This window comes from Georgenia alba, assembly GCF_042665525.1.
Classification (GTDB): Bacteria; Actinomycetota; Actinomycetes; order Actinomycetales; family Actinomycetaceae; genus Allobogoriella; species Allobogoriella alba.
Genome location: NZ_JBHTCQ010000004.1, coordinates 15,766 through 39,120, shown reverse-complemented (window position 1 = coordinate 39,120; position 23,355 = coordinate 15,766). Strand labels below are relative to the sequence as shown.

The 23,355-nt window shown below is 73.1% G+C and carries 19 protein-coding genes; 10 read left to right on the top strand and 9 right to left on the bottom strand.

Annotated elements, in window-relative coordinates; translation table 11 throughout:
* The first annotated feature begins 62 nt into the window (after nucleotides 1–62).
* Nucleotides 63–1,052 (top strand): LLM class F420-dependent oxidoreductase, encoded by a 990-nt coding sequence (locus ACFQQL_RS16130; protein ID WP_382396484.1) that lies wholly within the window; start codon nucleotides 63–65, stop codon nucleotides 1,050–1,052.
* Here the strand turns inward: ACFQQL_RS16130 and ACFQQL_RS16125 are convergent.
* Nucleotides 1,045–1,809 (bottom strand): ribonuclease H family protein, encoded by a 765-nt coding sequence (locus tag ACFQQL_RS16125; RefSeq protein WP_382396186.1) that lies wholly within the window; start codon nucleotides 1,807–1,809, stop codon nucleotides 1,045–1,047. The genes ACFQQL_RS16130 and ACFQQL_RS16125 overlap by 8 nt on opposite strands.
* 120 nt (nucleotides 1,810–1,929) lie before the next feature.
* Here ACFQQL_RS16125 and ACFQQL_RS16120 point away from each other — a divergent pair, with 120 nt between their 5' ends.
* From ACFQQL_RS16120 to ACFQQL_RS16090, 7 genes are all read left to right on the top strand, one after another.
* Entirely contained in the window at nucleotides 1,930–2,445 is a 516-nt protein-coding gene (locus ACFQQL_RS16120) for a DUF6328 family protein (RefSeq protein WP_382396185.1), read from the top strand.
* Nucleotides 2,446–2,493: 48 nt separating this feature from the next.
* Nucleotides 2,494–3,480 (top strand): AAA family ATPase, encoded by a 987-nt coding sequence (locus ACFQQL_RS16115; protein ID WP_382396184.1) that lies wholly within the window; start codon nucleotides 2,494–2,496, stop codon nucleotides 3,478–3,480.
* Nucleotides 3,481–3,490: 10 nt separating this feature from the next.
* On the top strand, nucleotides 3,491–4,729 hold the full coding sequence (locus tag ACFQQL_RS16110) for a DUF58 domain-containing protein (protein ID WP_382396183.1): 1,239 nt from the start codon (nucleotides 3,491–3,493) through the stop codon (nucleotides 4,727–4,729).
* Nucleotides 4,729–7,092, top strand: a complete 2,364-nt coding sequence (locus ACFQQL_RS16105) for a transglutaminase TgpA family protein (RefSeq protein WP_382396182.1) — start codon at nucleotides 4,729–4,731, stop codon at nucleotides 7,090–7,092. The genes ACFQQL_RS16110 and ACFQQL_RS16105 overlap by 1 nt, the downstream gene beginning before the upstream one ends.
* 28 nt (nucleotides 7,093–7,120) lie before the next feature.
* Nucleotides 7,121–8,044: a nucleoside hydrolase gene (locus tag ACFQQL_RS16100; protein WP_382396181.1), complete on the top strand. Its 924-nt coding sequence runs from the start codon at nucleotides 7,121–7,123 to the stop codon at nucleotides 8,042–8,044.
* Nucleotides 8,045–8,107: 63 nt separating this feature from the next.
* A complete protein-coding gene (locus tag ACFQQL_RS16095) occupies nucleotides 8,108–8,731 on the top strand; it encodes a helix-turn-helix domain-containing protein (protein ID WP_382396180.1) in 624 nt (207 codons plus the stop codon).
* Entirely contained in the window at nucleotides 8,701–10,011 is a 1,311-nt protein-coding gene (locus tag ACFQQL_RS16090; protein ID WP_382396179.1) for an MFS transporter, read from the top strand. The genes ACFQQL_RS16095 and ACFQQL_RS16090 overlap by 31 nt, the downstream gene beginning before the upstream one ends.
* Before the next feature lie 19 nt (nucleotides 10,012–10,030).
* Here the strand turns inward: ACFQQL_RS16090 and rlmC are convergent, their stop codons facing one another.
* Nucleotides 10,031–11,152 carry a 23S rRNA (uracil(747)-C(5))-methyltransferase RlmC gene (rlmC, locus tag ACFQQL_RS16085; RefSeq protein WP_382396178.1) on the bottom strand — a complete coding sequence of 374 codons (1,122 nt, stop codon included), beginning with the start codon at nucleotides 11,150–11,152 and terminating at the stop codon, nucleotides 10,031–10,033.
* 38 nt (nucleotides 11,153–11,190) lie between these two features.
* On the opposite strand from rlmC, the gene ACFQQL_RS16080 reads away from it, so the two are divergent.
* Both ACFQQL_RS16080 and ACFQQL_RS16075 read left to right on the top strand, forming a co-directional pair.
* The gene (locus ACFQQL_RS16080; RefSeq protein WP_382396177.1) at nucleotides 11,191–12,204 is read left to right on the top strand and encodes an acetamidase/formamidase family protein; all 1,014 of its coding nucleotides are present in this window, start codon (nucleotides 11,191–11,193) and stop codon (nucleotides 12,202–12,204) included.
* 25 nt (nucleotides 12,205–12,229) lie between these two features.
* The gene (locus ACFQQL_RS16075; protein ID WP_382396176.1) at nucleotides 12,230–12,991 is read left to right on the top strand and encodes an SDR family NAD(P)-dependent oxidoreductase; all 762 of its coding nucleotides are present in this window, start codon (nucleotides 12,230–12,232) and stop codon (nucleotides 12,989–12,991) included.
* A 113-nt stretch (nucleotides 12,992–13,104) separates the two neighbouring features.
* Here ACFQQL_RS16075 and ACFQQL_RS16070 read toward each other — a convergent pair whose 3' ends face one another.
* The 7 genes from ACFQQL_RS16070 to ACFQQL_RS16040 form a co-directional block, all read right to left on the bottom strand.
* Nucleotides 13,105–15,201 (bottom strand): HNH endonuclease, encoded by a 2,097-nt coding sequence (locus ACFQQL_RS16070; protein WP_382396175.1) that lies wholly within the window; start codon nucleotides 15,199–15,201, stop codon nucleotides 13,105–13,107.
* A gap of 94 nt (nucleotides 15,202–15,295) precedes the next feature.
* Nucleotides 15,296–17,023: an acetyl/propionyl/methylcrotonyl-CoA carboxylase subunit alpha gene (locus tag ACFQQL_RS16065; protein ID WP_382396174.1), complete on the bottom strand. Its 1,728-nt coding sequence runs from the start codon at nucleotides 17,021–17,023 to the stop codon at nucleotides 15,296–15,298.
* Nucleotides 17,020–18,612, bottom strand: coding sequence for a 5-oxoprolinase subunit B/C family protein (locus ACFQQL_RS16060; RefSeq protein WP_382396173.1), 1,593 nt, complete (start codon nucleotides 18,610–18,612; stop codon nucleotides 17,020–17,022). Before ACFQQL_RS16060 ends, ACFQQL_RS16065 begins: the two co-directional genes overlap by 4 nt.
* Complete coding sequence (locus tag ACFQQL_RS16055; protein WP_382396172.1) at nucleotides 18,612–19,388, bottom strand: LamB/YcsF family protein; 777 nt, start codon at nucleotides 19,386–19,388, stop codon at nucleotides 18,612–18,614. The genes ACFQQL_RS16060 and ACFQQL_RS16055 overlap by 1 nt, the downstream gene beginning before the upstream one ends.
* A gap of 67 nt (nucleotides 19,389–19,455) precedes the next feature.
* Nucleotides 19,456–20,703: an NRAMP family divalent metal transporter gene (locus ACFQQL_RS16050; RefSeq protein WP_382396171.1), complete on the bottom strand. Its 1,248-nt coding sequence runs from the start codon at nucleotides 20,701–20,703 to the stop codon at nucleotides 19,456–19,458.
* 74 nt (nucleotides 20,704–20,777) lie between these two features.
* The gene (locus tag ACFQQL_RS16045) at nucleotides 20,778–22,313 is read right to left on the bottom strand and encodes a class I adenylate-forming enzyme family protein (protein ID WP_382396170.1); all 1,536 of its coding nucleotides are present in this window, start codon (nucleotides 22,311–22,313) and stop codon (nucleotides 20,778–20,780) included.
* Nucleotides 22,304–23,338: a zinc-binding dehydrogenase gene (locus tag ACFQQL_RS16040; RefSeq protein WP_382396169.1), complete on the bottom strand. Its 1,035-nt coding sequence runs from the start codon at nucleotides 23,336–23,338 to the stop codon at nucleotides 22,304–22,306. The genes ACFQQL_RS16045 and ACFQQL_RS16040 overlap by 10 nt, the downstream gene beginning before the upstream one ends.
* Between the last annotated feature and the right edge of the window lie 17 nt (nucleotides 23,339–23,355).

The following is a 23,355-nucleotide window of genomic DNA, read 5'->3' as shown; positions in this document are numbered from 1 at the left end:
CGACTGCTGGACGGCCGACGAACGGCGGCGGGCGCGACCATAGACTCGCGAGCATGACTTCCATGCGATTCGGACTCTTCATCCCGCAAGGCTGGCGCTTCGACCTGACGGAGGTCGACGAGGCGGACCACTGGCCGACGATGGCCGACGTGGCGCGACGGGCCGATGCGGGTGGCGTGTGGGAGTCGATCTGGGTGTACGACCACTTCCACACGACGCCGCGGCCCTCCGAGGAGGCGACCCACGAGGCGTGGTCACTCATGGCGGGTCTCGGGGCGGTGACCGAGCGGGTCCGGCTCGGGCAGATGTGCACCTGCATGGCGTACCGCAACCCGATGTACCTCGCGAAGGTGGCCGCGACCATCGACCACATCAGCGGCGGCCGCCTCGAGATGGGCATCGGTGCCGGCTGGTACGAGCACGAGTGGCGGGCGTACGGCTACGGCTTCCCGCGTGCCGGCGTGCGCCTGAAGATGCTCGACGAGGGCGTGCAGATCTTCAAGCAGGCGTGGACCGAGGGCGTCGCCACCCTCGACGGCGAGCATTACCAGGTCGACGGCGCCATCTGCCGTCCGCTCCCGCTCCAGGAGGGCGGCATCCCGCTGTGGATCGCCGGCGGCGGCGAGAAGGTCACGCTGCGGATCGCGGCTCAGCACGCCGCCTACACGAACTTCGACGGTTCGCCCGAGGGCTTCGTCCGGAAGAGCGAGATCCTGCGCGAGCACTGCCGGGAGGTCGGCACGGACTTCGACGCCATCACCCGCTCGTCCAACTTCAACGTCATGATCGGCGCGACGGAGTCCGAGGTGAAGGAGCGGCAGGCGGAGCACGCCGCCCGGCTCGGCAAGCACCTGTCCGCCGAGTTGCTCGAGCGGCAGGTCGCCGGCTACCGGGGCATGCCGGCGCACGGGACGCCGGAGCAGGTCGTGGAGAACCTCACCGCGCTGAAGGAGAAGGGCCTGTCGTACGGCATCTTCTACTTCTCCGACGCCGCGTACTCCACCGAGCAGATGGAGCTGTTCGAGCGCGAGGTCATCCCCGCCCTCACCTGAGCCCGGAGCCGGGGGTGGCCGCCTGGGCGGCGGCGACGGCGAGGGCGTCGGCGCGCTCGTTGTGCACGTCGCCGGCGTGACCGCGCACCCACTCGAAGTCCGTACGACCCGAGCGCGCCTCGACCAGGTCGAGGATGTCCTTGACCAGCTCGAGGTTCTCGGGCGGCTTCCCATCACCCTTGCGCCACCCACGGCGGCGCCAACCGGGCGCCCACTTCGTCACCACGTTGATCACGTACTGGGAGTCCGCGCGCACGAGCACGTCGCCGTCCGGGCCCACGTGTCGCAACGCCTCCCGAACGGCGATGAGCTCACCGATGTTGTTGGTGCCGTGCGGCAGGCCGCCCGAGCCGGACTCCCCCGTCTCCTGGTCCACCCATGCCCAGCCGGTGGGACCGGGGTTGCCCAGCGCAGAGCCGTCCGTCGCGATGACGACGGCGTAGCCGTCGGTGGCCCGCGGCGGCGGGTCCTGCGCGAACAGCGGCAGCGCCTCCGCCTCGCCGGAGGGCGCACCGGCCGGGTCCGCGGGTCGCAGCCCACGGCCGGCGAGCAGGTCACCGACGCGCTGCGTGTGCCACACGAAGAACGGCGTGCCGTCCCGCAGCGACCGTTCGGCCGCCAGGTCCTCGGCGACCGCGCGCTCGGTGGCGCGCGAGCCCGCCTTGAGACCGAGCTCGGTCAGGTGGGTGCCCACCTCGCGCGCGGTCAGGCCGAAGCGCTTGCCCAGCTCGGTCTGCGTCGACCACGTCTTCGCCACGCCCCACTCCTCCTCGTCCGGCGACCGCCAACACTAACCGGCGCGACGCCGTCGGGACGGGTGCCACGAGCACCGCGCGTCGAGCGCACGCTGGGCCTAGAGTCAGGCGAGGAGGACGCCGTGACCGGAGCCGAGGACCGTTCCCGCGCCGAGCTGTCGAGGGGACGTCACGAGACGGATGACGAGCGCGCGGACCGCAACTGGAACGAGCTGCTCCAGGAGCTGCGCGTCACCCAGACCGGCGTGCAGCTCCTCACGGGCTTCCTCCTGACCCTCCCGTTCCAGCCGCGGTTCGCCGAGCTGGACGACGTCCAGCTCGGGATCTATCTGACGCTCGTGCTGCTCGCGGCGCTGACGACGATGCTCGTCACGGCGCCGGTGAGCATGCACCGTCTGCTCTTCCAGCGACGCCTGAAGGCGGAGACGGTCCGCACCGGCCACCGGGTGGCGATGGCGGGACTTGCGTCGTTGGGGCTGGTGGTCGTCGGCACGGTCCTGCTCGTGTTCGACGTCGTGCTGGGCCGAGAGGTGGCCCTACCGGTGGCCGGCGGCGTCCTCCTGCTCATCGCCGTCGCGTGGCTCGTGGTGCCCAAGATCCTGGGGCACCGGGCACGCGGACGTCGGGACGAGGAGTAGCCGACCCCTGCAGGGAGGCGTCCCGACCAGGCCGCGCGCCGGCCGGGGATGGGGCACGATCAGTCCATGGATCCTGTGCTCACCGGCGCCGAGGTCGGCCTCGACGAGGTGCATGCGGTGGCGTCGGAGGCCCAGCGCGCCATGACGAAGGTCATCGAGGGCAAGGACGACGTCGTCCGGACCTCGCTGACCGTGCTCCTCGCCGGTGGGCACCTGCTCGTCGAGGACGTCCCGGGTGTCGGCAAGACGATGCTGGCGAAGGCGCTGGCCCGCACGGTGGACTCGACGGTCCATCGCATCCAGTTCACGCCCGACCTGCTGCCCTCGGACATCACCGGCGTGAGCGTCTTCCACCAGGACACCCACACCTTCGAGTTCCGGCCGGGCGCCGTCTTCGCGAACGTCGTGGTCGGGGACGAGATCAACCGGGCCTCGCCGAAGACGCAGTCGGCGCTCCTGGAGGCGATGGAGGAACGACAGGTCACGGCGGACGGCCGGACCTACCCGCTGCCGGATCCGTTCCTGGTCATGGCGACCCAGAACCCCTTCGAGATGGAGGGCACCTATCCCCTGCCCGAGGCCCAGCGCGACCGCTTCATGGCCCGGATCTCGATGGGCTACCCGGACACCGCCGCCGAGCTGCGGATGCTGGCGAACCACGGGTCCGGGTCGCCGCTCGCCGACCTGCGGCCGGTGACCGACGCCGTGAAGGTCGCGGCACTGATCAAGGCCGTGGAGAAGCTGCACGCCTCCCCCGCCCTGCAGCAGTACGTCGTCGACCTCGTCGCTGCCACCCGCACGAGCCCGCACCTGCGCCTCGGAGCCTCGCCGCGGGCCGGGCTGCAGCTGCTGCGGGCGGCCCGCGCGCACGCGGCGCTCGAGGAGCGCGACCACGTCCTGCCCGACGACGTCCAGCACCTGGTCACCACGGTGCTGGCGCACCGCGTCATCCTCTCCGGTGACGCAGAGCTCTCCGGCGCCTCCGTCGCGGACGTCCTGGACAGCATCGTCGCCTCGGTGCCCGTCCCTGGGTGACGCCGTGCGGGTGAGGCTGACCGGTCGCGGCCGGACGTTCCTGATCCTGGGGATCGCGGTCGTGTGCCTGGCCGCCCTGCTGGGCTTCCCGGACATCACCCGGATCGGCGCGCTGCTGGCCGTGCTTCCGGCGCTGGCGGCAGCGTCGGTGTGGCGCGCGCGGCCCCGGCTGGTGGTCCGGCGCGAGGCCCGGCCGGCCCTGCTTCGGCCCGGCGACGCCGGACGCGTGGTGCTCCAGGTGCGCAACGCCGGTCGCCGCACCCTGCGCCAGCACCTCGCCGAGGAGCGTCTCGACACCGCGTTGGGCGGCCCCGCCCGTTTCGTCCTGCCACGGACCGAGCCCGGGGCGACGCGGACCGCCGTGTACGACGTCGTCGGCAACCGGCGGGGCCTGTACCGTCCCGGCCCCCTGAGGATCGGCCTCGAGGACCCGTTCCGGCTCGCCCATGCCCGCCTGACCCTGCCTCCGTCCGGGGAGATCGTCGTGCTACCCGCGATCGTGCCGCTGGACGGACGCGGGCTGCGACGGCACGGCGGTGCGGGCGACTGGCCGACACCGCACCAGGTTGCCGCGCACGGCGAGGACGACGTGAGCACCCGCGCCTACCAGCAGGGTGACGAGCTGCGCCGCATCCACTGGCCCGCGACCGCGCACCACGCCGAGCTCATGGTCCGGCAGGAGGAGCAGCCGGCACGACGGCGCGCGGTGCTCGTGCTGGACTCGCGGCGGCTCGCGCACCACGGCACGGAGACAGGATCGTTCGAGTGGGCCGCAAGCTTCCTCGCCTCGGTGGCCGTGCATCTGGACAGCGGCGGCTACGCGCTGCACCTGGTCAGCAGCGACACGGTGCGGGAGGAGCGGGCCGGCTCGGTGCTGCCGCTCCCGGAGATCCTCCGGCACCTGGCGCTGGCACTGCCCGAGGCCGGCGACATGGAGCCGGTGGTGACCGCGGCACGGCCGCTCGACGCGGGCGTGACGGTCGCCGTGCTGGGCGACGCTGACCCGGGACCGGCCCGCCAGCTCGCCCGCGCGCGCCGCACCGGGTCGACCGGTCTGATGGTGGTGCTCGACGGGACCGGGTTCGGCGGCCCCGGACCGAGCCACGCCGCTGCCGTCGCCGAGGGGGCGATCGCCAGCGGGTGGCGGACCCGGGTGGTCACCGGCAGGACGGGCGTCGCCGAGGTCTGGCACCAGCTCTCGACCTCGCCCTCGGCGCGGCGGACGAGCGTCCACCAGGGAGCGTTGTGATGCTCGCGCGCAGCGCGTGGCGGGAGGCACTTCTGGCCATGGTCGCGACCGTCGTCGCGAGCTGGCCGGTGCAGCTCCTCCTCGACGGCAGCGGCTGGGTCTGGCAGATGCTGCCGGGTCTCGTCGCCGTCGCGGTGACCGGGTCGCTCGCGCGCGGGCTTCGTCTGCCGCAGCTGGTGGTCCTGGTGGTGCCCATGCTCGCCGGCTGGACCGCGTTGGCCTGGGTGTTCGTGCCGCAGACGCTCGTCCTCGGGCTCCCGTGGCAGGCGTCGCTGGCGGCGGCCGGGGACCTGGTGCTCGCCGGCGCGGAGACCATCCGCACCGAGACGGTTCCGGCACCGGAGAGGCCGGGCCTGGCGTTCATCGTGGCCGCGTCGATGGTCGGGGTGGGGTGGGCCGTCGACGCGCTCGCGGTGACGCTGCGCTCCCCCGCTCTGGCCGGGATGCCGTTGGTCCTGGCCCTGGTGTTCGGCGCGTCCGGGACCGGCGAACCGCTGCACCCGCTGTACTTCCTCGGCGCGGCAGGCGCGTGGCTGCTGCTCATGGCGCGGCAGAGTCTGCTCGCCGCCCGGGCCTGGGCCACCCGACGCCGGGCAGCACCCGCGCCGCTCCCGGGCGACGAGGCGGCGAGCCCGAGCGGCGGGCACCGTCGGTGGGCCACGAGCCTCGGGGCCGGCAGCGTGGTGCTGGCGGTGGTGCTCGCCGGTCTCGTCCCTCACCTCGCACCGCGCGCGGTCCTCCAAGGTCTGGGGTCGGCGTCGAGCGGCAGCTCCCTGGTCCAGTTCACCGAGTCCTTCGACCTCGCCGCGGACCTGAGGGACCGCAGCCAACGTCCGGTGCTGCGGTACCGGGCCGAGGACGAGGTCACGCCGCTGCGGGTGGTCGCCTCGCACCGGTACGCCGGTGGCCAGTGGTGGCCGACCGGGCAGCAGGACGAGCCGCACGAAGGACCGGACTCCCTCGTGGAACGTGACGACGTCGAGCGCGGCGCGCACGCGATCACCGTGCTCGCGAACGGCCTCGGGGCGCCGCAGGTCGCCGTCCCGTACCCGCTTGTCGAGGCCGACTTCGGCGACATCGAGTGGGAGGAGGACGAGCGCACCGGGGCCGTGAGGGTCGCCCGGCGGCCCGGTTCGTACGAGGCCACGTTCGCCGAGGTCGAGGGGCATCTGCCCGACGACGTAGGGGTCGGCCCGGCGGCCGGCACGGTCGAGCCCGACCTGCTGCGGGTGGACCCGACGTCGCGTGACGTGGTCCTGGACGAGCTCGGCGAGGTGCTGGAGGACGCGGAGCCCGAGATTGCCGCGAACGAGCTCATGGTGGCGCGGGAGATCCAGTCCCATCTGCGTGGACCGGACTTCCGCTATTCCCTCACCCTTGCCGCCCCGGCACCGATCGCGCCGGCGAGTCCGGACAGCGCCGCGCCGGAGGACATGACGGACCCGGAGTACGACCCGATCACGCACTTCCTCACCACGAAGGTCGGGTACTGCACGCACTACGCGACCGCCATGGTCATGATGGCGCGCGCGGCCGGCATCCCCGCTCGCCTGGCACTGGGCTTCCTGCCGGGTGCCGAGCAGGACGACGGGTCGTACGTCGTGGTTGCCGCGGACGCGCATGCCTGGCCGGAGCTGTACATCAGCGGGCTGGGCTGGACACGGTTCGAACCGACCCCCGCGGTCCGGACAGGGACCGCGCCGCTCTACCTCACGGATGCGGACATCGCCGCGCCGCTGCCGGCGCCGGAGACGACCCCCGGGCCGACCGCAGAGGCGCCGGCGGAGATCCCGACGCAGGAGCAGACCGACGTCGCCGCGCCCGTGCCGTCCTGGACGGAGCGGGCCGGACGCATCGCGGGACCGGCGGTGATCGCGATGGCGGCGATCACCGCCGTGCTCCTGGTGGTCCCGACCGCGGGTCGGCTGCGTCGTACCGCGCGGCGGAGGTCCGCCCGTGACGCTGCGGGACGGACCGAGGGCGAGTGGCGGTTCCTCGTCGACTCGTTGGACGACCTGGGTGTGCCGATGCCCGGCGGCGCGACGCCGCGGCGCGCCGGCGCACACTACGCCCGGCGGGCAGGGCTCGCAGGTGACGAGAAGTCGGCCCTGGAGCGGGTGGTCGCCCGCGTCGAGCGCGCCCGGTACGCGCCGGTGACCGACGCCGGTGAGACCGCGGACGGTGCGATGGCACGAGACGTGCGCACGGTGCTGCACGCGGCCCGGACGCAACTGGCCCGGCGGGAGCGGATCGCTGTGGCACTCTGGCCGCGGAGCGGCCGCGAGGCGCTGAAGGCGATCGGCGACCGGCTCGGGCTCCTCGTCCGCGCCGCCGACCGGACCACGCGGCTCCGTCGCGGGTGACAGCAGTGGCGACAGAGAGGAGCGTGACGTGCGCGAGGTGATCCTCGACGTCGACACCGGCACCGATGATGCGCTGGCGCTGCTGTACGCGTTGCGCAGCCCGGACCTGCACGTGCGGGCCGTCACGTGCGTGGCGGGCAACGTCGGCCTGGACCGCGTGGTGGCGAACACGACCGGTCTGATCGGTGCGCTCGGCGCTGTCGTGCCGGTGGCGGCCGGAGCGGACCGTCCGCTGCTCACCGAGCCGCGGCACGCCGCGGCGGTGCACGGGACGGACGGACTGGCTGGTGTGGTCCCGCCCGGCGAACCGGCCCGGCTGGACGGGCGGCACGCCGTCGAGCTGCTGCGCGAGACGATCCTGGCCGCGAAGGCTCCGGTGCTCGTCGGGCTCGCGCCCCTGACGAACCTTGCGCTCCTGGTCCGGACCTATCCGGAGGTGGTCGAGCACGTCGCCGAGGTTCGACTCATGGCCGGAAGCGTCGGCGCCGGGAACGTCACACCGGCGGCGGAGTTCAACGTGTGGGCGGATCCGGAGGCGGCCGCGGTCGTCATGTCGGCCCCGTGGCCGGTCCGGATGTACGGGCTCGACGTGTTCTACGAGCCGTCGCCCGACGACGCGGCGATCGCGGCGCTGCGGGCCGGGTCGTCCGTGGCCGGCCGGCTGGCCGGCGAGGTCTTGGACGGACTCGCCCGCACCGGGCCCTCTGGGCGGGCCTACCTGGGTGACGCCGGCGTGGTCGCCGACCTCGACGCGGACGCGGTCACCTGGGAGCCGATGCCGCTGATGGTCGACACTCGATCCGGCCCGACCCGTGGCATGACCCTCGCCGACCGGCGTGATCGGCGGCACGAGGCCGACGAACGCGCACCCTGGCCGCGGGTCGGGGTGGCGACCGCGGTCGACGCTCCCGCGCTCGTTCGCCGGTACGTCGACGTCGTCGGAGCGCCGTAGCGCACCACCATCGTGCGTGCAGAACTCTTGTGCATAACTGTTGTGCACAACTAGTGTGCACGCGTGCCGTCGCATCTCGAGCTCACCGCCGAATCGGTCCGGGTCCTCGCCCATCCCCTCCGGTCTCGCCTCCTCGCGGCGCTACGGCGGAGGGGATCAGGCTCTGCGACTGCCCTGGCACGGGAGCTCGGCACCAACACTGGTGCCACCAGCTACCACCTGCGTCGGCTCGAGTCCGTCGGTCTGGTCGAGGACGCCGGGGGCGGTCGCGGCAAGGAACGTGTGTGGCGGGCGACCACGGAGAGCCACGGCTGGGCGAACTCGGCCTTCGCCGAGGACGAGGACGCCCGGACAGCGCTGGGGTGGCTGGTGCGCGACTACCACCGCCAGTTCGACGTCTCCTACACGCGGTGGCTCGACGTTGCCGAGGACTGGCCCGGCGGGTGGCAGGACGTGACCGGGATGAGCGACTCCTGGGTCGAGGTGACACCTGAGCAGGCAGCACAGCTGCAGGACGAGCTGGCGGCCGTCGTGGCCAGGTACGCGAGCGCGGGCGCCGGCGACCCGCGCGCGAGGCGGATCCACCTGTGGCGCTTCGCCTTCCCCGTGGACCCGGACGACGTACCAGAGGACGCCCCTGCGCAGGACGTCTCCGGGTGCGAGGTGCCACCGGACACGGGCCGGTGAACCTCTCCCCGGGTGCTGCCCGAAGGATTCTGCTGCTCCTCACCGCGACCCGGTGGTTCCCCGTCGGACTCGTGGTCGCAGCCATCACCCTGCTTCCGCTCGAGCGTGGGCTGTCGATCGCGGAGACCATGACACTCGCGTCCGTGACCGGGCTGGTGGTGTTCGCCCTCGAACTCCCGACCGGAGGGATTGCCGACGCGCTCGGCCGCCGTCCGGTGCTTATCGTCGCGGCGGCCGTCCAGGTCGTGGCCGCCGGACTCTTTGTGGTGGCGAGCTCGTTCTGGATGTTCGCCGTGGCCTCGGCCGCCATGGGCGTCTTCCGGGCACTCGACTCCGGCCCTCTCGAGGCCTGGTTCGTGGACGCGGTGCATGCCAGGAGACCGGGCGCCGACGTGGATCGCACTCTTGCGCACCAGGGCACCGTCCTCGGGGTGTCGATGGCGCTCGGTGCCTTGGTATCGGGTGGGCTGGTCTGGTGGCATCCGCTGCGCGCCTGGTCGGCCCTGACCCTCCCCTTCGCCGTGTACACGGCCCTGGCGATCGTCCATCTGATCATGGTCGGTGTGCTTCTCAAGGAGGCGCGTGCGGAGACCGGCGAGCCGGCACCGTCGCGGGTTCGAGCGGCTGTTGACTCGGCGCGCGCCGCGCCGTCCGTGGTGGCGGAGGGCGTGCAGCTCGCACGGACCAACCGGGTGCTGCGCGGTCTGCTGCTCGTGGAGGCCCTCTGGTCGGTGGCGATGGTCGTCATGGAGTCCTTCCAGCCGATCCGGCTCGCCGAGCTGGTCGGGAGTGAGGAGCAGGCTGGCGTTCTGATGGGCCCCGTCGCGTCTGCCGGATGGGCCGTCTTCGCCGGCGGCTCGGCGCTCGGCGCGTTGGCCGCCCGGCGGTGGGGCGTCGCGCGCGCCGCTGTGGTGACCCGGATCATGCACGGTTTGGCCGCGGTCTGGATGGGCCTGGCCGCCGGCCCAGCCGCGCTCGTGGCCGCCTATCTGGTGACGTACGGGTTGCACGGGACCGGCGGGCCGTTGGTGCGCACCCTCCTGCACCGCGAGTCCAGTGCGCGGACCCGCGCGACTGTGCTGTCCATGGCGTCGATGACCGGGTTCGCGGCGTTCGCCGTCGCCTCACCCGTGCTCGGCTGGACGGCCGAGGTCCTCTCGACGGCGGTCGCGATGGTGGTCGGCGGTGCGGTCAGTGTGCTCGGTGCCTGGTTCTTGCGGGCCGCGGTGCGGTCGGAGCGTGACCGGCTCGCGGCCGGCATGCGCACCACGCGGATCTGAGCCGTCTGATCCTGCTGCATCAGCCGCGTTCGAGCAGCGTGATGACCTCGTAGTGTCGCGTCTGCGGGAACATGTCCAGCAACCGCGCCTTACGGGGCCGCAGCGACGGCATGGCCGCCAGGTCGCGGCCGAGCGAGGGGGCGTAGCAGCTGGAGTAGATGACGTGGCGAACGCCCGAGGTCTCGAGCCACCCGCTCAGCTCGGGACCGATGCCGCGCCGAGGCGGGTTGACCACGACGAGATCGGGTGGGGTGGGGGCCGCGACGGCGTACGCCGTCGCGTCGCCTGCGACGAAGCTGACCCCGGTCAACCGGGCCGCGTCGCGAGACCGCTCGGCCGCGGTGATCGCCTCGGGGCTGATCTCGATGCCGGTGACCGTCCTTCCCGGTCCCGCGCCGTGCAGCGCGAAGCCGCCGACGCCGCAGTACAGGTCCCACACGGTCGCCGGGGCGACCTCCCGGATCCAGTCACGGCCCTGCCGGTACAGCGCGCTCGCGATGGCGGTGTTGGTCTGGAAGAAGCTCTTTGGCAGCACGTGCAGGTCGACATCGCCCGCACGGACGCGCAAGGAGTCGGCGTCCGTGAGAGGGATCTCCCGCTCCCCCTCGAGGACCGCCTTGTGCTCGGGCTGCAGGTTCGCGGTGACGACGGCGAGCTGCGGCAGCTCGGTGAGCAGCGTGGCGAGGTGCTTACGGATCCGCGGGAGCGCCTCGTCGGTGCGCAGCACGAAACGGAGCATCACCCGGCCGTCCGGGGACTCGGTCAGCAGGAGGTACTTCAGCTCGCCGCGTCGCCGAGGGACGTCGTAGGGCGTCAGGCGGGCGGTGGTGATGAATCGCGAGAGGACCGGGAACGTGGCGCGCAGCCCCGGGCTGCACACGCCGCAGCCGGTCAGGTCCACGCCGTGGCCGTCCGCGCCGAGGATCCCGAGCCGTGGGGCCTCGACGGTGCCGGTGACGACCATCTTGGCCCTGTTGCGGTACCCGTCCTCCGCGCTCGCGACGGGCGGCAACCAGTCGATGCCGGGATCGTCGAGGATCCCGGCACAGTGCCGCTGCTTCTCGGCCAGCTGGTCGGCGTACGGCCGGCCCATCAGGGTGCAGGACCGGCACTCGCCCGCGTCGAAGTAGGAGCACCGCACTCCTGTGAGGATAGGCGCGGGCACGGTATGACTGGTCCATGAGCATCGTGACCTTCCGGCCCACACCCGAGCAGTACGGCTTCACCTTCGGCGGCGCCGAGCCGGTGATGCGGGTCCGGCCAGGGACCGTCCTGAGCTTGTGGACAGAGGACGCGTACTGCGGCCAGATCCGGTCGGTCCATGACCATGCGAGCACCTCGCTCACCGGCGACGGCCTCAACCCGCAGACCGGTCCGTTCTGGATCGAGGGCGCCGAGCCGGGCGACACGCTCGCGGTCCACATCGTCGACCTGACCCCCGCCCGGGACTGGGGTGCCTCGGCGACCATCCCGTTCTTCGGCGGGCTCACCAGCACGCCGCTCGCCCCGAGCCTCCAGCCCGCACTGGAGGAACGGACCTGGGTCTACGCCTACGACCGCGACGCCCACACGGTGACGTTCGAGGCGCAGGGCAGCGACTTCGCGGTCGCGCTGCCCGCCAACCCCATGCTCGGGACGGTCGGCGTAGCGCCGGCGGACCGCGAGGTGCGCTCCTCGCTGGTGCCCGACGCCTTCGGCGGCAACATGGACACCCCGGAGATGCGGGCCGGCGCCACCGCGTACCTCCGGGTCAACGTCGAGGGTGCGCTGTTCTCGCTCGGTGACGGCCACTACCGGCAGGGCGAGGGTGAGGCCTGCGGCACGGCCGTCGAGGGCGCCATGAACGTCACGGTCATCGTGGACCTCATCAAGGGCGGCGGAGCCGGGTGGCCACGGATCGAGAACGACACCCACCTCATGTCGATCGGGTCCGTCCGGCCGATGGAGGACGCCTGGCGGGCGAGCCAGGTCGACATGATCGCCTGGCTCCGCGACCTGCACGGTCTCGATGTACTGGACGCCTACCAGCTGCTCACCCAGATCGCGGAGGTGCCCGTGGCGAACGTGGTCGACACGAACTTCTCCGTGGTCACCAAGGTGGACAAGCGGCTGCTCCCGGCGGCGTCCGCCTACGACGGCGTGCACGCCTCGCTGCGGGAGCGCGCCGCTGCCCTCGGAACGTTCACCTACTGACCAGGACCACGGACGAGGAGACACCATGGATCTCGGACTGGCGGGCCGCCGGGCCCTCGTGACGGGCGGCACGCGGGGCATCGGCCGCGCGATCGTCGCCGGACTGCTCGCCGAGGGCGCATCCGTCGCGTTCTGCGCCCGGGACGCCGACGCGGTCGCCGGGACCGAGCGCGAGCTCGGCGGCGACGGCGGCACCGTGGTCGGCACCGCCCTGGACGTCGCGGACCACGAGGCGCTGTCCGCCTGGGTGACGGCGTCGGCGGAGCGGCTCGGCGGGGTCGACGTGGTGGTCGCGAACGTGAGCGCGCTCGCCATCCCGCCGACGCGCGAGAACTGGGAGCTCTCCTACCGGGTGGACATGATGGGCACCGTCGGCGTGGTCGAGGCCGCCATGCCGTTCCTCGAGCAGAGCGATGCCGCGTCGATCGTGACGATCTCCAGCGTCTCGGGCCGGGAGATCGACTTCGCGGCCGGTCCGTACGGCACGTTCAAGGCCGCGATCGTGCACTACACGCAGGGTCTCGCCTACCAGCTGGCGGGCAAGAGCATCCGCGCCAACACCGTCAGCCCCGGCAACACGTACTTCGACGGCGGCGTCTGGCAGTCGATGGAGTCCGGCGACCCGGAGTTCTTCGGCGAGGCGCTCGCGCTGAACCCGACCGGCCGCATGGCGCGCCCCGAGGAGATCGCGAACGCCGTCGTCTTCCTCGCGAGCAGCCGGGCCAGCTTCATCACCGGGACCAACCTGGTCGCCGACGGCGCCCTCACGCGTGGTGTGCAGCTGTAGGAGGCGCGCATGCGGGTGGCTCGGCTGCCGGCGGCACCGTGGGTAGCACCCGGGCACGGCACGTCAGGTCCTTGCCGTCGTGAGTGACCGGCACTCGAGCAGCTCCGGAACGGTCAGTACGGCGGATCGCCGGCGTACGGGTCCGGACCGGTGTGCGTGCCGTCGCTCGGGTCTGTCTCGGTCTGCCGCTCGTCGGGTAGTCGGATCTCGACGAGGGTGATGGTGCCGACGCGATCGCGGCGGTACGTGTGGCCGGTCGCGGTTCGCCAGACGAAGACCCCCGGCTCGGGTTGGCTGACGCGCATGGCGCCCGCGGTCTTCAGCGCGTGGTGGCGTTCGCACACGGACCCGAGGTTGTCGTCGTTGGTCTCCCCGCCCACGGACCAGGGCAGGGTGTGGTCGATCTGGCAGTCCTCGGCCGCGACGGTACAACCGGGGCGCACGCAGGTGCGGTCGCGGGCACGGACCAGGTCCTGGAGCGCCTGAGGTGGTCGGTAGCGGCGCCGGCCGACCTCGACCGGGACGTCCCGGACCGGGTCGGTGACCATCCGTTCCCAGGTGCCGCCGGCCGCCAGGGCCCGGGCGACGACGTCGTCGATGGCGCCGTAGCCCTCCAGACTTGCCACGGGCTGGGGTCCGGCATCCAACGCGGTCAGGTCCGGCCCGCCGTCGCCGTCCGCGGGCACACCTTTCCCCCGGCCACCGCAGGGATGTCCTCGGCCGTCGACGTCGGAGCCGTCTTCGTCAGGTGGGACGAGGACGTGGAGGGGCACGGTGACGTTGATCGTCGGGGCGGGCACCTCGAGCCGTTCACCCGGCCTGGTCAGGGCGCGCATGAGGGCCGGTGCGATGACGGCCAGGTCGGGCGGCAGGGCATCGGGCCGGCTACGGGACTGCGTGTCGTGTGAGGGCTCTGCGTCGGCGCGGTCGGAGCCGTCGGATCGGTCGGAGCTGTCGGCCAGGGGCACGTCATCGTGCTCCTGCTGGCCGGTGTGTCCGGTGCGGATGCCTGCCCGCGTCAACGCGATCAGCGCGTCGGCGCGGAGCTGGTCGGTGGTGCGGGGGTCGCCGCGACCGTGCGCGGCCTGGGCGACGGCGTCCAGGGTCTGGTCCACCAGCACGCAGTCTTCCGCGGGCAGGACGGCGGTCAGCGAGGCCATGCCGTCCGGCAGGGTCCGGGGGCGCTCGACCCGGCGTCGGGAGCGGGCACGGGTGTTGCGGGTGGTCGCCTCCTGCGGGTCGACCGCGACCAGGGCCTCGTTGAGGTCGCGTTCCAGCTGTGGGCGGGTGCGTCCGTCGGCGTGGTCCAGGACCTCCTGCTCGACCATCCAGGCGACCGGCTCGGGCGAGGTGTCCAGGGTGGTGACGATGGTCTCGGCCTTGCGGTAGTCGATCACCCCGGCGGCCAGTGCCTCTCCGGTCTCGGTGAACGTGCGGCGCAGCCCGGTCCCGACCCGGATCATCCGGGTGGCCTCCGCCCGGGAGACGGCCAGCCGCAGCGCGATCTCGTCACCCACCGGGTTGATCTTCCGGCCGGTGACCGGATTCCGGTAGGTACCCGAGGTCTCGTCCAGGTGGGCGGCCGCCTGGGCCGCCAGGCCGGCGTAGCGGGCCTCGAGGCGCTTGAGGCCGGCCATCACCTCGACCAGCGCAGTGCGGGACAGGCCTGCCAGGTCGATTCCTTCCAGGGCGGCGGCCAGCACGGCCGAGGCGGGCATCGCCGCGACCGTGTCCAGGCCCACCCCCAGCGAGTTCTTCACCGAGGCGTCGTGCGCCGGTCCGAGCGTCTCGGCCACCTCACCCCGCAGCACCCGCGAGAAGGAGTGCCGATCCGCGTCGACCGAACCGTCCACGGGCTCGGCGAGCGGGCGGCGGGGCATGTCGGCGGGCGGGCTGGGCACGTTGTCCGGCGGCGCCGCGGACGGTGCCCGGGTGTCCAGCACCTCCCCGGTCACCGTATCGGTCGCGATCACGTCCGGCGGCGCGATCCCGGACCCGTCCGGGTACCCGACGAGCTCCAGGACCATCTCCTCGGCCCACGGGTCTCCTGCCTCCGCGGCGCCCGCCAGGCCGGGCAGTCCGAGCTCGGCCACCCGGGCCAGCTCGGCACGCCGCCGTCCGGACACCGCGGCGGCGACGGCGGCACGCTCTTGCTCGCACGGACCCTCCGGTCCCGGGCAACAGGCGAGCGCCTCGACCACCAACGTCATGGATCAAACGTATGTGCGACCACTGACATCGGTGCGGGATGAGCGACCGCGTGTGGACAACACGGCACCAGGGACACGGCGTGCGCGGCCGCCGCTACTCGACGTCGGCGAGCCGCTCACCTGACGCGACCTCGGCGCCGGACTCGACAGCGTGCCGCAGGACGCCCTCACGAGGCGCCGTCACGGGCCGCTCCATCTTCATCGCCTCGATGACGGCGACCGTCTGCCCCTCCTCGACGCGCGCTCCGTCCTCCACGCTCCACGACACGAGCGTCCCGGCCAGCGGGGCACGCACTGCGCCGTCGTCAGGCTGCGTGGTCGGGGGCGCCGCCGGGTCCGCCTGACCTGGTGCGCCGCGGCCAGGCGCGGGGGGCCCGCCCAGCAGCGACGCCGGCAGACCCAGCTCAGCACGCCGACCGTCGATCTCGACCCACGTGCGCACCACCAGCTCCTCGTCCGGCGGCTCCGGACGCTTCTCCCCCAGCTCGTCCAGCCACCCGCACTCGTCCTCGACCCAGCGGGTGTGGACCGCGAGGGCGCCGTCGTCGGCCATGAACGCCGGATCCTCGAGCAGGCGCGCGTGGAACGGCAGCGTCGTCGGCACGCCGTCGACGGCGAAGGCCGCGACGGCGGCGCGGGCGCGGCGCAATGCGGCGGCCCGGTCCGGGCCGTGCACCACGAGCTTGGCGAGCAGCGAGTCGTACCGGGCGGCGACCGCCGAGCCGGCGACCACCCCGCTGTCCAGGCGCACCCCGGGCCCACCGGGGGTGTCGAAGCGCCCCACCGTGCCCGGCCCGGGGAGGAACCCGCGGCCGGGGTCCTCGGCGATCACCCGCAGCTCGACGGCGTGGCCGCGGGGCACCGGGTCCGCGGTGACCTCCAGGGGCCGGCCGTCGGCCAGGAGCAGCTGCTGACGGACCAGGTCCACGCCGGTGGTCTCCTCGGTCACCGGATGCTCCACCTGCAGCCGGGTGTTGACCTCGAGGAACGAGATGAGGCCGTCCCGGTCGAGCATGAGCTCGACCGTGCCGGCGCTCCGGTAGTCCACCGCGGCGCAGATGTCCCGTGCGGCCGCGGCGATCGTCACCTCCTGCTCGGCGGTGAGGAACGGCGCGGGCGCCTCCTCCACGAGCTTCTGCCCGCGGCGCTGGACCGAGCAGTCCCGCGTGCCGACCACGACCACGTGCCCGGCGCCGTCGCCGAGGACCTGGACCTCGACGTGCCGCGGACGGTCCAGGTACTTCTCGACGAAGCACTCCCCCCTGCCGAACGCCGCCCGGGCCTCCCGCACGGCCGAGTCGTACAGGTCGCGGACGTCCTCCTCGCTGCGGGCCACCCGCAGCCCACGCCCGCCACCCCCGAAGGCGGCCTTGATCATGACCGGGAGCCCGTGCTCGCGCGCGAACGCCACGACCTCCTCGGCGGACGAGACCGGCCCGTCGCTCCCGGGCGCCAGTGGTGCGCCCACCGACCGGGCGATCTCCCGGGCGCGGACCTTGTCCCCGAGGACGGCGATCGTCTCCGGCGTCGGCCCGATCCACGTCAGGCCCGCCTCCTCGACGCGGCGTGCGGCGTCGGCGTTCTCCGCGAGGAAGCCGTAGCCGGGGTGCACGGCGTCCGCGCCGGCCCGTGAGGCGATCGTCAGCAGCGCGTCGACGTCCAGGTAGTCGGAGACGGCGTACGCCTCGGCAGCCGCGCGGACGTGCAGCGCGTCCGAGTCGGGCTCGGTGTACACCGCGACCGACGGCACGCCGTACTCGGCGCAGGCTCGCGCGACCCGGACGGCGATCTCGCCCCGGTTGGCGATCAGGACCTTCCTCATGCGGTGTCTCCCCTCTGCCCGGCGACGAGGTCGGCGAAGGGCTCGACGACGCGGAACCGGACCGACGACCCGGGCGGGACCTGCGCCGCCAGGTCGAGATGGTAGGTGGCGACGCATCCGATCACCGGGTACCCCCCGGTGAGCGGGTGGTCCGCCGTGAACAGCACCGGCTGGCCGCTCGGCGGGACCTGGAGCGCCCCGGCCACCGTCGCCTCGCTGGGGAGCTCGTCGGTGATCCGCCTCGTCAGGGGCTCCGCGCCCTCGAGGCGCAGGCCGACCCGGTTGGACCGCGGCGTGACGAGCCAGTCCTGACCCGTCAACCGGTCCAGCGACTCCGGCGTGCACCAGTCGGTGCGCGGACCGAGCACGACGTCGAGGGTCACCGAACCCTCGGGCCCCGGCAGGTCCGGTCCGGGCTCCCGCGTCACGGCGTCGACCGAGGCGGTCCCGACGGCGAGCACGTCGCCCGCCGCGAGCGGCGCCGGACCCAGCCCCGCGAGCACGTCGCGGGAGGTGCTGCCGAGGACCGGTGCCACGTCCAGGCCGCCGCGTACCGCGAGGTAGGTGTAGACGCCCGCGGCCGGCGGGCCGAGGGTGAGCGTCTCACCGTCGTCGAGGGCCACCGGGGTCTCCGGCTCGACGGAGCGGCCGGCGACCGTGACCGGTGCCGTGGCGCCGGCGGTGGCCACGACGACGTCGCCGCGGGCCCGCAGCGTCAGGCCCCCCAACACGGTCTCGATCGCCGTCGTGCCGGGCGGGTTGCCGACGAGCCGGTTCGCCCGCCGTAGCGCGCCCCGGTCCATCGCGCCCGACGGCGAGACCCCGAGCGCCGCGACGCCGGACCGGCCGAGGTCCTGCAGGAGGGACTGGCCGCCGGGGTCAAGGACCTCGAGGGCGGGTACGGCCGGTGCCGCGGTGGTGGGTGCCGCTTCCGGCGTCGCCTGCGCCCGCGTCTGCGCCGCGCTGCCGGTGATGTGCTCGCGGACCGCCACGAACCGGACCTGCCCACCGGGCTCGAACAGTGCGGGCGGGTCTCGGTCGAGGTCGAACAGGACGGCGTCGGTGCTGCCCAGCAGGCGCCACCCGCCCGGGCTGGAACGGGGATAGATGCCGCTGAACTCCCCCGCCACCGCCACCGTGCCGGCCGGGATCACGGTGCGCGGTGTCGCCCGGCGCGGTACGCGCAGCACCGGGTCCCCGCCGGAGAGGTACCCGAAGCCCGGTGCGAACCCGGTGAACGCCACCGTGTACTCCGGCGCCGTGTGCCGGGCGACGACCTCCTCGACGCTCAGGTCGCACAGGTCGGCGACCTCGGCGAGGTCCTCGCCGTCGTAGACCACCTCGATGTCCACGCTTGCGCCGGACGAACGGCTGGCACCACGGAGGTCACGGGCCCGTACCTCCGCGGCGAGCCGCTGCGCCGTCGTCCGGGACGGGTCGAACTGCAGCAGCACGGTCCGGGCGGCCGGGACGAGCTCGGTGACCCCCGCCGGCGGGTCCTCCTGCAACGAGGCGAGCAGGGCGAGTGCCTGGTCGAGGTCGTCGACCTCGACCAGCAGCCCGTCGAGGTTCGCCCGGAGCGCGCGCATCAGGCGGCGGACGGGGCGTCCGCGAACGCCCGCACCTCCACGCCGGCGGACTCCAGCGCCGCGCGGACCGCCTGCGCGATCGTGACCGCGCCCGGCGAGTCGCTGTGCACGCAGATCGAGTCCGCCTCGATGCGGACCGCCGACCCGTCGATGGCCTCCAGCGTGCCGGTCTCCACCAGCCGGACCATCCGGTCGGCCACCACCTGCGGGTCGTGCAGCACCGCGCCGGGTTCGCGTCGCGAGACGAGCTCACCGCCCGGGGTGTACGCGCGGTCGGCGAACGCCTCCGCGTACACGGTCAGCCCGGCCTCCCGTGCCTTGTCCACGAACGGGGAGCCGGCGAGCCCCAGCACGGCCAGCGACGGGTCGACGTCCTGGATGGCCGAGATGACCGCCGGGGCGTGCTTCTCGTCGTGGGCGATGGTGTTGTACAGGGCGCCGTGCGGCTTGACGTACCGGACGGTGGCGCCGACCGATCGGGCCAGGCCCTGCAGGGCGCCGATCTGGTAGATGACGTCACCGCGCAGCTCGGCAGGGGTGGCGTCGACGTACCGGCGGCCGAAGCCGGCGAGGTCCCGGTACGCCGGGTGCGCGCCGATGACGACGCCGTTGCGATGGGCGGCGCCGGCGGTGGCGAGGATGCCCTCCGGGTCCCCCGCGTGGAAGCCGCACGCGACGTTGGCGCTGGTGACGACGCCGAGCATGGTCTCGTCGTCGCCGAGCTCCCAGCGTCCGAAGCTCTCCCCCATGTCGGAGTTGAGGTCGATGGTGGGCACGATCAGCTCCTCTCTCACGTCGCGTCCCATCCTGCCGCGTCGTCACGCGGCGTGCGGGCTCGGGTCGTCAGCCGAGCACGAGGTCGAAGATGGGCTCGACCGACGTCACGCCCATGTACCAGCTCAGCGCGGTCACCAGGGTCCCGAGGATGAGCAGGACCCACGAGTAGCTTCCGCCCAGGAGGTCGCGCCGGAAGAAGCCCACGTACATCAGCACCGTCAGCCCGATCGGCAGGATGAGGCCGTTGAAGCCGCCGGCGAACACCAGCAGCGCCGCGGGCGCGGCGCCGAGCAGCAGGAACACCACGAGCGAGACCGCGATGAAGCCCAACGTGGAGCGGCTGCGGATCCTCGGCTCCAGGGCGCGCATGTTGTACGAGGCGAAGAAGCTGACCGAGGTGTAGGCGGCGCCGATGACCGACGTGATGCCGGCCGCCCACATGATGACGCCGAAGACGCGCAGCCCGACCCCGCCCGCGGCCTCGCCGAACGCCTGTGCCGCGGGGTTGGCCGTGGTGGACTCGGTGTCGATGGCCACACCGGTCGCGACGACCCCGAGGATGGCCAGGAACAGGACGTACCGCATGATGCCGGTGAGGGTGATGCCGGTGATGGCGGCCCGCCGCACCTGTGCCGCGTTCTGCGGGCCGACCGTGCCGTTGTCCACCAGCCGGTGGGCGCCGGAGTAGGTGATGTACCCGCCGACCGTGCCACCGACGATCGTCGTGATGGCGGCGACGTCGATCTCCTCGGGCAGCACGGTCTGCCGGAGGGCGTCGCCCACGGGCGGTCCGGACACGACGGCGACGTAGGCGGTCAGCGCCAGCATCACCAGGCCCAGGACGATCACGAGACGGTCCATGGCGAGGCCCGCCCGCTTGTAGAGGAAGATGCCGACCGCCAGCACGGCGCTGATGGCACCGCCGATCTTCGGGTCCAGGCCCAGGGCCGCGTTGAGGCCGAGCCCGGCGCCCGCGATGTTGCCGACGTTGAAGACGAGGCCGCCGAAGACGACGAGCGTGGCGATGACATGGCCGGAGAACGGGATGGCCTCGTTCGCCAGCTGGAACGCGTACTTGCCGGCCTGGGTGAGCATCCGCCACACGTTGAGCTGGACGACGATGTCGATGAGGATCGAGATGAGGATCCCGAAGGCGAACGCGGCACCGAGCGCGACCGTGTAGGTCGCGGTCTGGGTGATGAAGCCCGGTCCGATCGCCGAGGTCGCCATGAGGAAGACGGCGCCGACGAGGGCGCCCTTGCGCGCCTTGAGGTAGGAGGTGGCGGTGGCCGCCGTGGTCGTGCTCTCGGACATGCTGACCCCTTCCGTGGCCGGCTCCCCCCGCTTCGGTGTGCCGGACAGTGTGCCGCGTCCTCGCCGTCGACGGGTTACTGCGGTGTTTCCGTCTCGTCGTGGGGCGCGGACAGCTCGGCCACCGCGCGGGCAATGAGCGGTCCCTTGTCGAGCTTGTTGCTCGCGGAGAGCGGGAGGGCGTCAAGGAACCAGATGCGTCGCGGATGGGCCGCGGGCTCGAGCTTCGTGAGGGAGTGGTCCCGCAGCTCCCGCTCCCCGACCGTCCCGCCCGGTACTCGCACCACGAACGCGACCGGCTTGGTGCCCTTGATCGCGTCGGGGACCGGGACCACCGCGGCCTGGGTGACCTCCGGGTGGGTCTCGAGAGCGATCTCGATGGCCCGCGGGTAGAGGTTCTCCCCGCCGGAGACGAACATGTCGTCCTCGCGGCCCACGAAGGTGTAGAAGCCGGCACCGTCCCGCCGGAACAGGTCCTTCGTGTGGTAGTAGCCGTCGGGCGTGATCGGTGAGGGGATGTCCGGCCGGGCGTGGTAGCCGCTCATGAGAGCCCCGGTGCGGATCTGCAGGACGCCGAGGTCGTCGGCCGGTGAGCCGTCCGGCGAGACGAGACGGACGTCGACGTCGGGGTGTGGGACGCCGACCGACCCGAGGGGCACCGGCCGTCCGTCCGCGGGCGCGGTGAACGCGATCGGGCCCGACTCGGTGGTGCCGAACGTGAAGACGAACCGCGGATGGTCGAACGCCGCGTCGAGCTCGTCGAGCAGCTCCTTCCCGGCGGGCGCCGAGTTCAGGATGACGGTCCGCACGCTCGAGATGTCGGCCGTGTGTGCGACGTCCCCGCGGCGGAGCTCGCCCAGCAGCATGGCGAGCATGGGCGGGACCCCGTTGAGGTCGGTGATCCGGTACCGCGCCACGGCTGAGAGGACCCGGTGGACGTCGAACCGCGGCAGCAGCACCACCGACTGGCCGGCACCGAGCGCCCGCTGCACCGGGCTCAGCGCGCCCATGTGGTACATCGGCGCGGAGATCAGCAGTCGCGTGTCCCGACTGTCCCCCTCGATCCCCCGCCCGATGACCCACAGGTGGCTCCGGTGGGACAGCACCACCCCCTTGGGCCGGCCCGTGGAGCCCGAGGTGTAGAGGAACGTCGCGGGCTCCTCCGGATCGACCTCCACGGCGGGCACGGGCTCGCCCGTCCCGCTCTCGCGCCACGTCTCGGCGAGCGTCCGGACCGGCGTGCCCGCGTCCGTCAGCAGGCCGCCGTGCCGCACGTCGGTGAGGACCTCGGCCAGCTCGGCGTCGGCCAGGACGAAGCGCACGAGCTCCGCGGGCTGCCGGTAGCTGATGGGCACGGCGACGAGGCCCGCGCGCTGCGCGGCGAGGAAGGCGACCAGCCAGGGCACGGAGTTCTCCCCGAGGATGCCGACCCGGCTGCCGCGGTGGTGCCGGGCGGCCAGGTGCCCGGCGAGGACGGCGGCGCGCCGGTCCAACTCGCCGAAGGTCACTGTCAGGGGTTCGTCGCCCGAGAGGTCCACGACCGTGTCGCGGTCCGGCCGGTCCAGGCGCACGGCGGAGCCCTGGTTGGCCCAGGGCGTCCCGGTCAGCTCCACGGCTCGACCACCACCTTCCCCAGCACGGCCCGGTCCTGCATGAGGCGCAGGCCCTCCACGGCCTCCCGCAGCGGCAGCACCGTGGAGACGACCGGGTCCACGCGCCCGGCCGCCACGGCCGCGAGCAGCTCCTCGAAGTCCTGCTTCTCGAACGCGTTGGAGCCGATGATCTGCAGCTCGAACGAGAACACGTACCGCAGGTCCTCCGGCGGCGCGTACCCCGCCGTGGCCCCGCAGACCAGGATGCGCCCGCCCCGCTTGACGGACCGGAGGGTCGGGGCCCAGGTGTCCCCACCCGTGAAGTTCACGACGACGTCGACGCCCGTGTCGTAGCGGAACCGGTGCGGCTTGCCGTGGTGCTCCCGCACCCAGTCGGCGATGTCGTGCTCGGTGTAGTCGAAGACCTCGTGCGCGCCGATCTCGAGCAGTGCCCGGCCCTTCTCCGCGCTGCCCGCGGCGGCGATCACGTGGCAACCCATGGCGCGGGCCAGGATGACGCACGCCGTGCCGACCCCGCCCGAGGCGCCCAGCACGAGCACCTTGTCACCCGGATGGACCACGCCCTTGCCGACCAGCATGCGCTGGGCGGTGCCGTAGGAGACGGGCAGGCACGCCGCCTGCACGTCGGTGACCTCGTCGGGCACCGCGACCAGCTGGTCGGCGGCGACCCGGCAGTACCGGGCCATGCCGCCGTCGTGCATCTCGCCCATCAGGCGGCCCTCGCGGTCGAGCGGATTGACGAGCACCCGGTCCCCCGAGGCCCAGCCGGTGACCCCCGGGCCCACCTCGACGATGCGGCCGACCATGTCCAACCCGATGACGACCGGCAGCGGCAGGGTGATGCCCGGCATGCCGCGCACGGTGAAGAGGTCGTGGTGGTTGAACGCGGCCGCCCGGACCTCGATGAGCACGGTGCCGGGCTCCACGGACGGGACCGGGTGGTCCTCCACCAGCTCGAGTGCGTCGAGGTCACCGTGGTGCCGCAGCACGAGCGCGGTCATGGTCTGCGGTGGAGGCGTCGGCATGGGCAGACTCTACGGAC

What these genes read in the sequence shown, in the direction of transcription:
- ACFQQL_RS16130 (WP_382396484.1), top strand. Translation starts at nt 63, where the DNA reads ATGCGATTCGGACTCTTCATCCCGCAAGGCTGGCGCTTCGACCTGACG.
- ACFQQL_RS16115 (WP_382396184.1), top strand. Translation starts at nt 2,494, where the DNA reads ATGGGGCACGATCAGTCCATGGATCCTGTGCTCACCGGCGCCGAGGTC.
- ACFQQL_RS16105 (WP_382396182.1), top strand. Translation starts at nt 4,729, where the DNA reads ATGCTCGCGCGCAGCGCGTGGCGGGAGGCACTTCTGGCCATGGTCGCG.
- ACFQQL_RS16080 (WP_382396177.1), top strand. Translation starts at nt 11,191, where the DNA reads ATGAGCATCGTGACCTTCCGGCCCACACCCGAGCAGTACGGCTTCACC.
- ACFQQL_RS16075 (WP_382396176.1), top strand. Translation starts at nt 12,230, where the DNA reads ATGGATCTCGGACTGGCGGGCCGCCGGGCCCTCGTGACGGGCGGCACG.
- ACFQQL_RS16070 (WP_382396175.1), bottom strand. Translation starts at nt 15,201, where the DNA reads ATGACGTTGGTGGTCGAGGCGCTCGCCTGTTGCCCGGGACCGGAGGGT.
- ACFQQL_RS16065 (WP_382396174.1), bottom strand. Translation starts at nt 17,023, where the DNA reads ATGAGGAAGGTCCTGATCGCCAACCGGGGCGAGATCGCCGTCCGGGTC.
- ACFQQL_RS16060 (WP_382396173.1), bottom strand. Translation starts at nt 18,612, where the DNA reads ATGCGCGCGCTCCGGGCGAACCTCGACGGGCTGCTGGTCGAGGTCGAC.
- ACFQQL_RS16050 (WP_382396171.1), bottom strand. Translation starts at nt 20,703, where the DNA reads ATGTCCGAGAGCACGACCACGGCGGCCACCGCCACCTCCTACCTCAAG.
- ACFQQL_RS16040 (WP_382396169.1), bottom strand. Translation starts at nt 23,338, where the DNA reads ATGCCGACGCCTCCACCGCAGACCATGACCGCGCTCGTGCTGCGGCAC.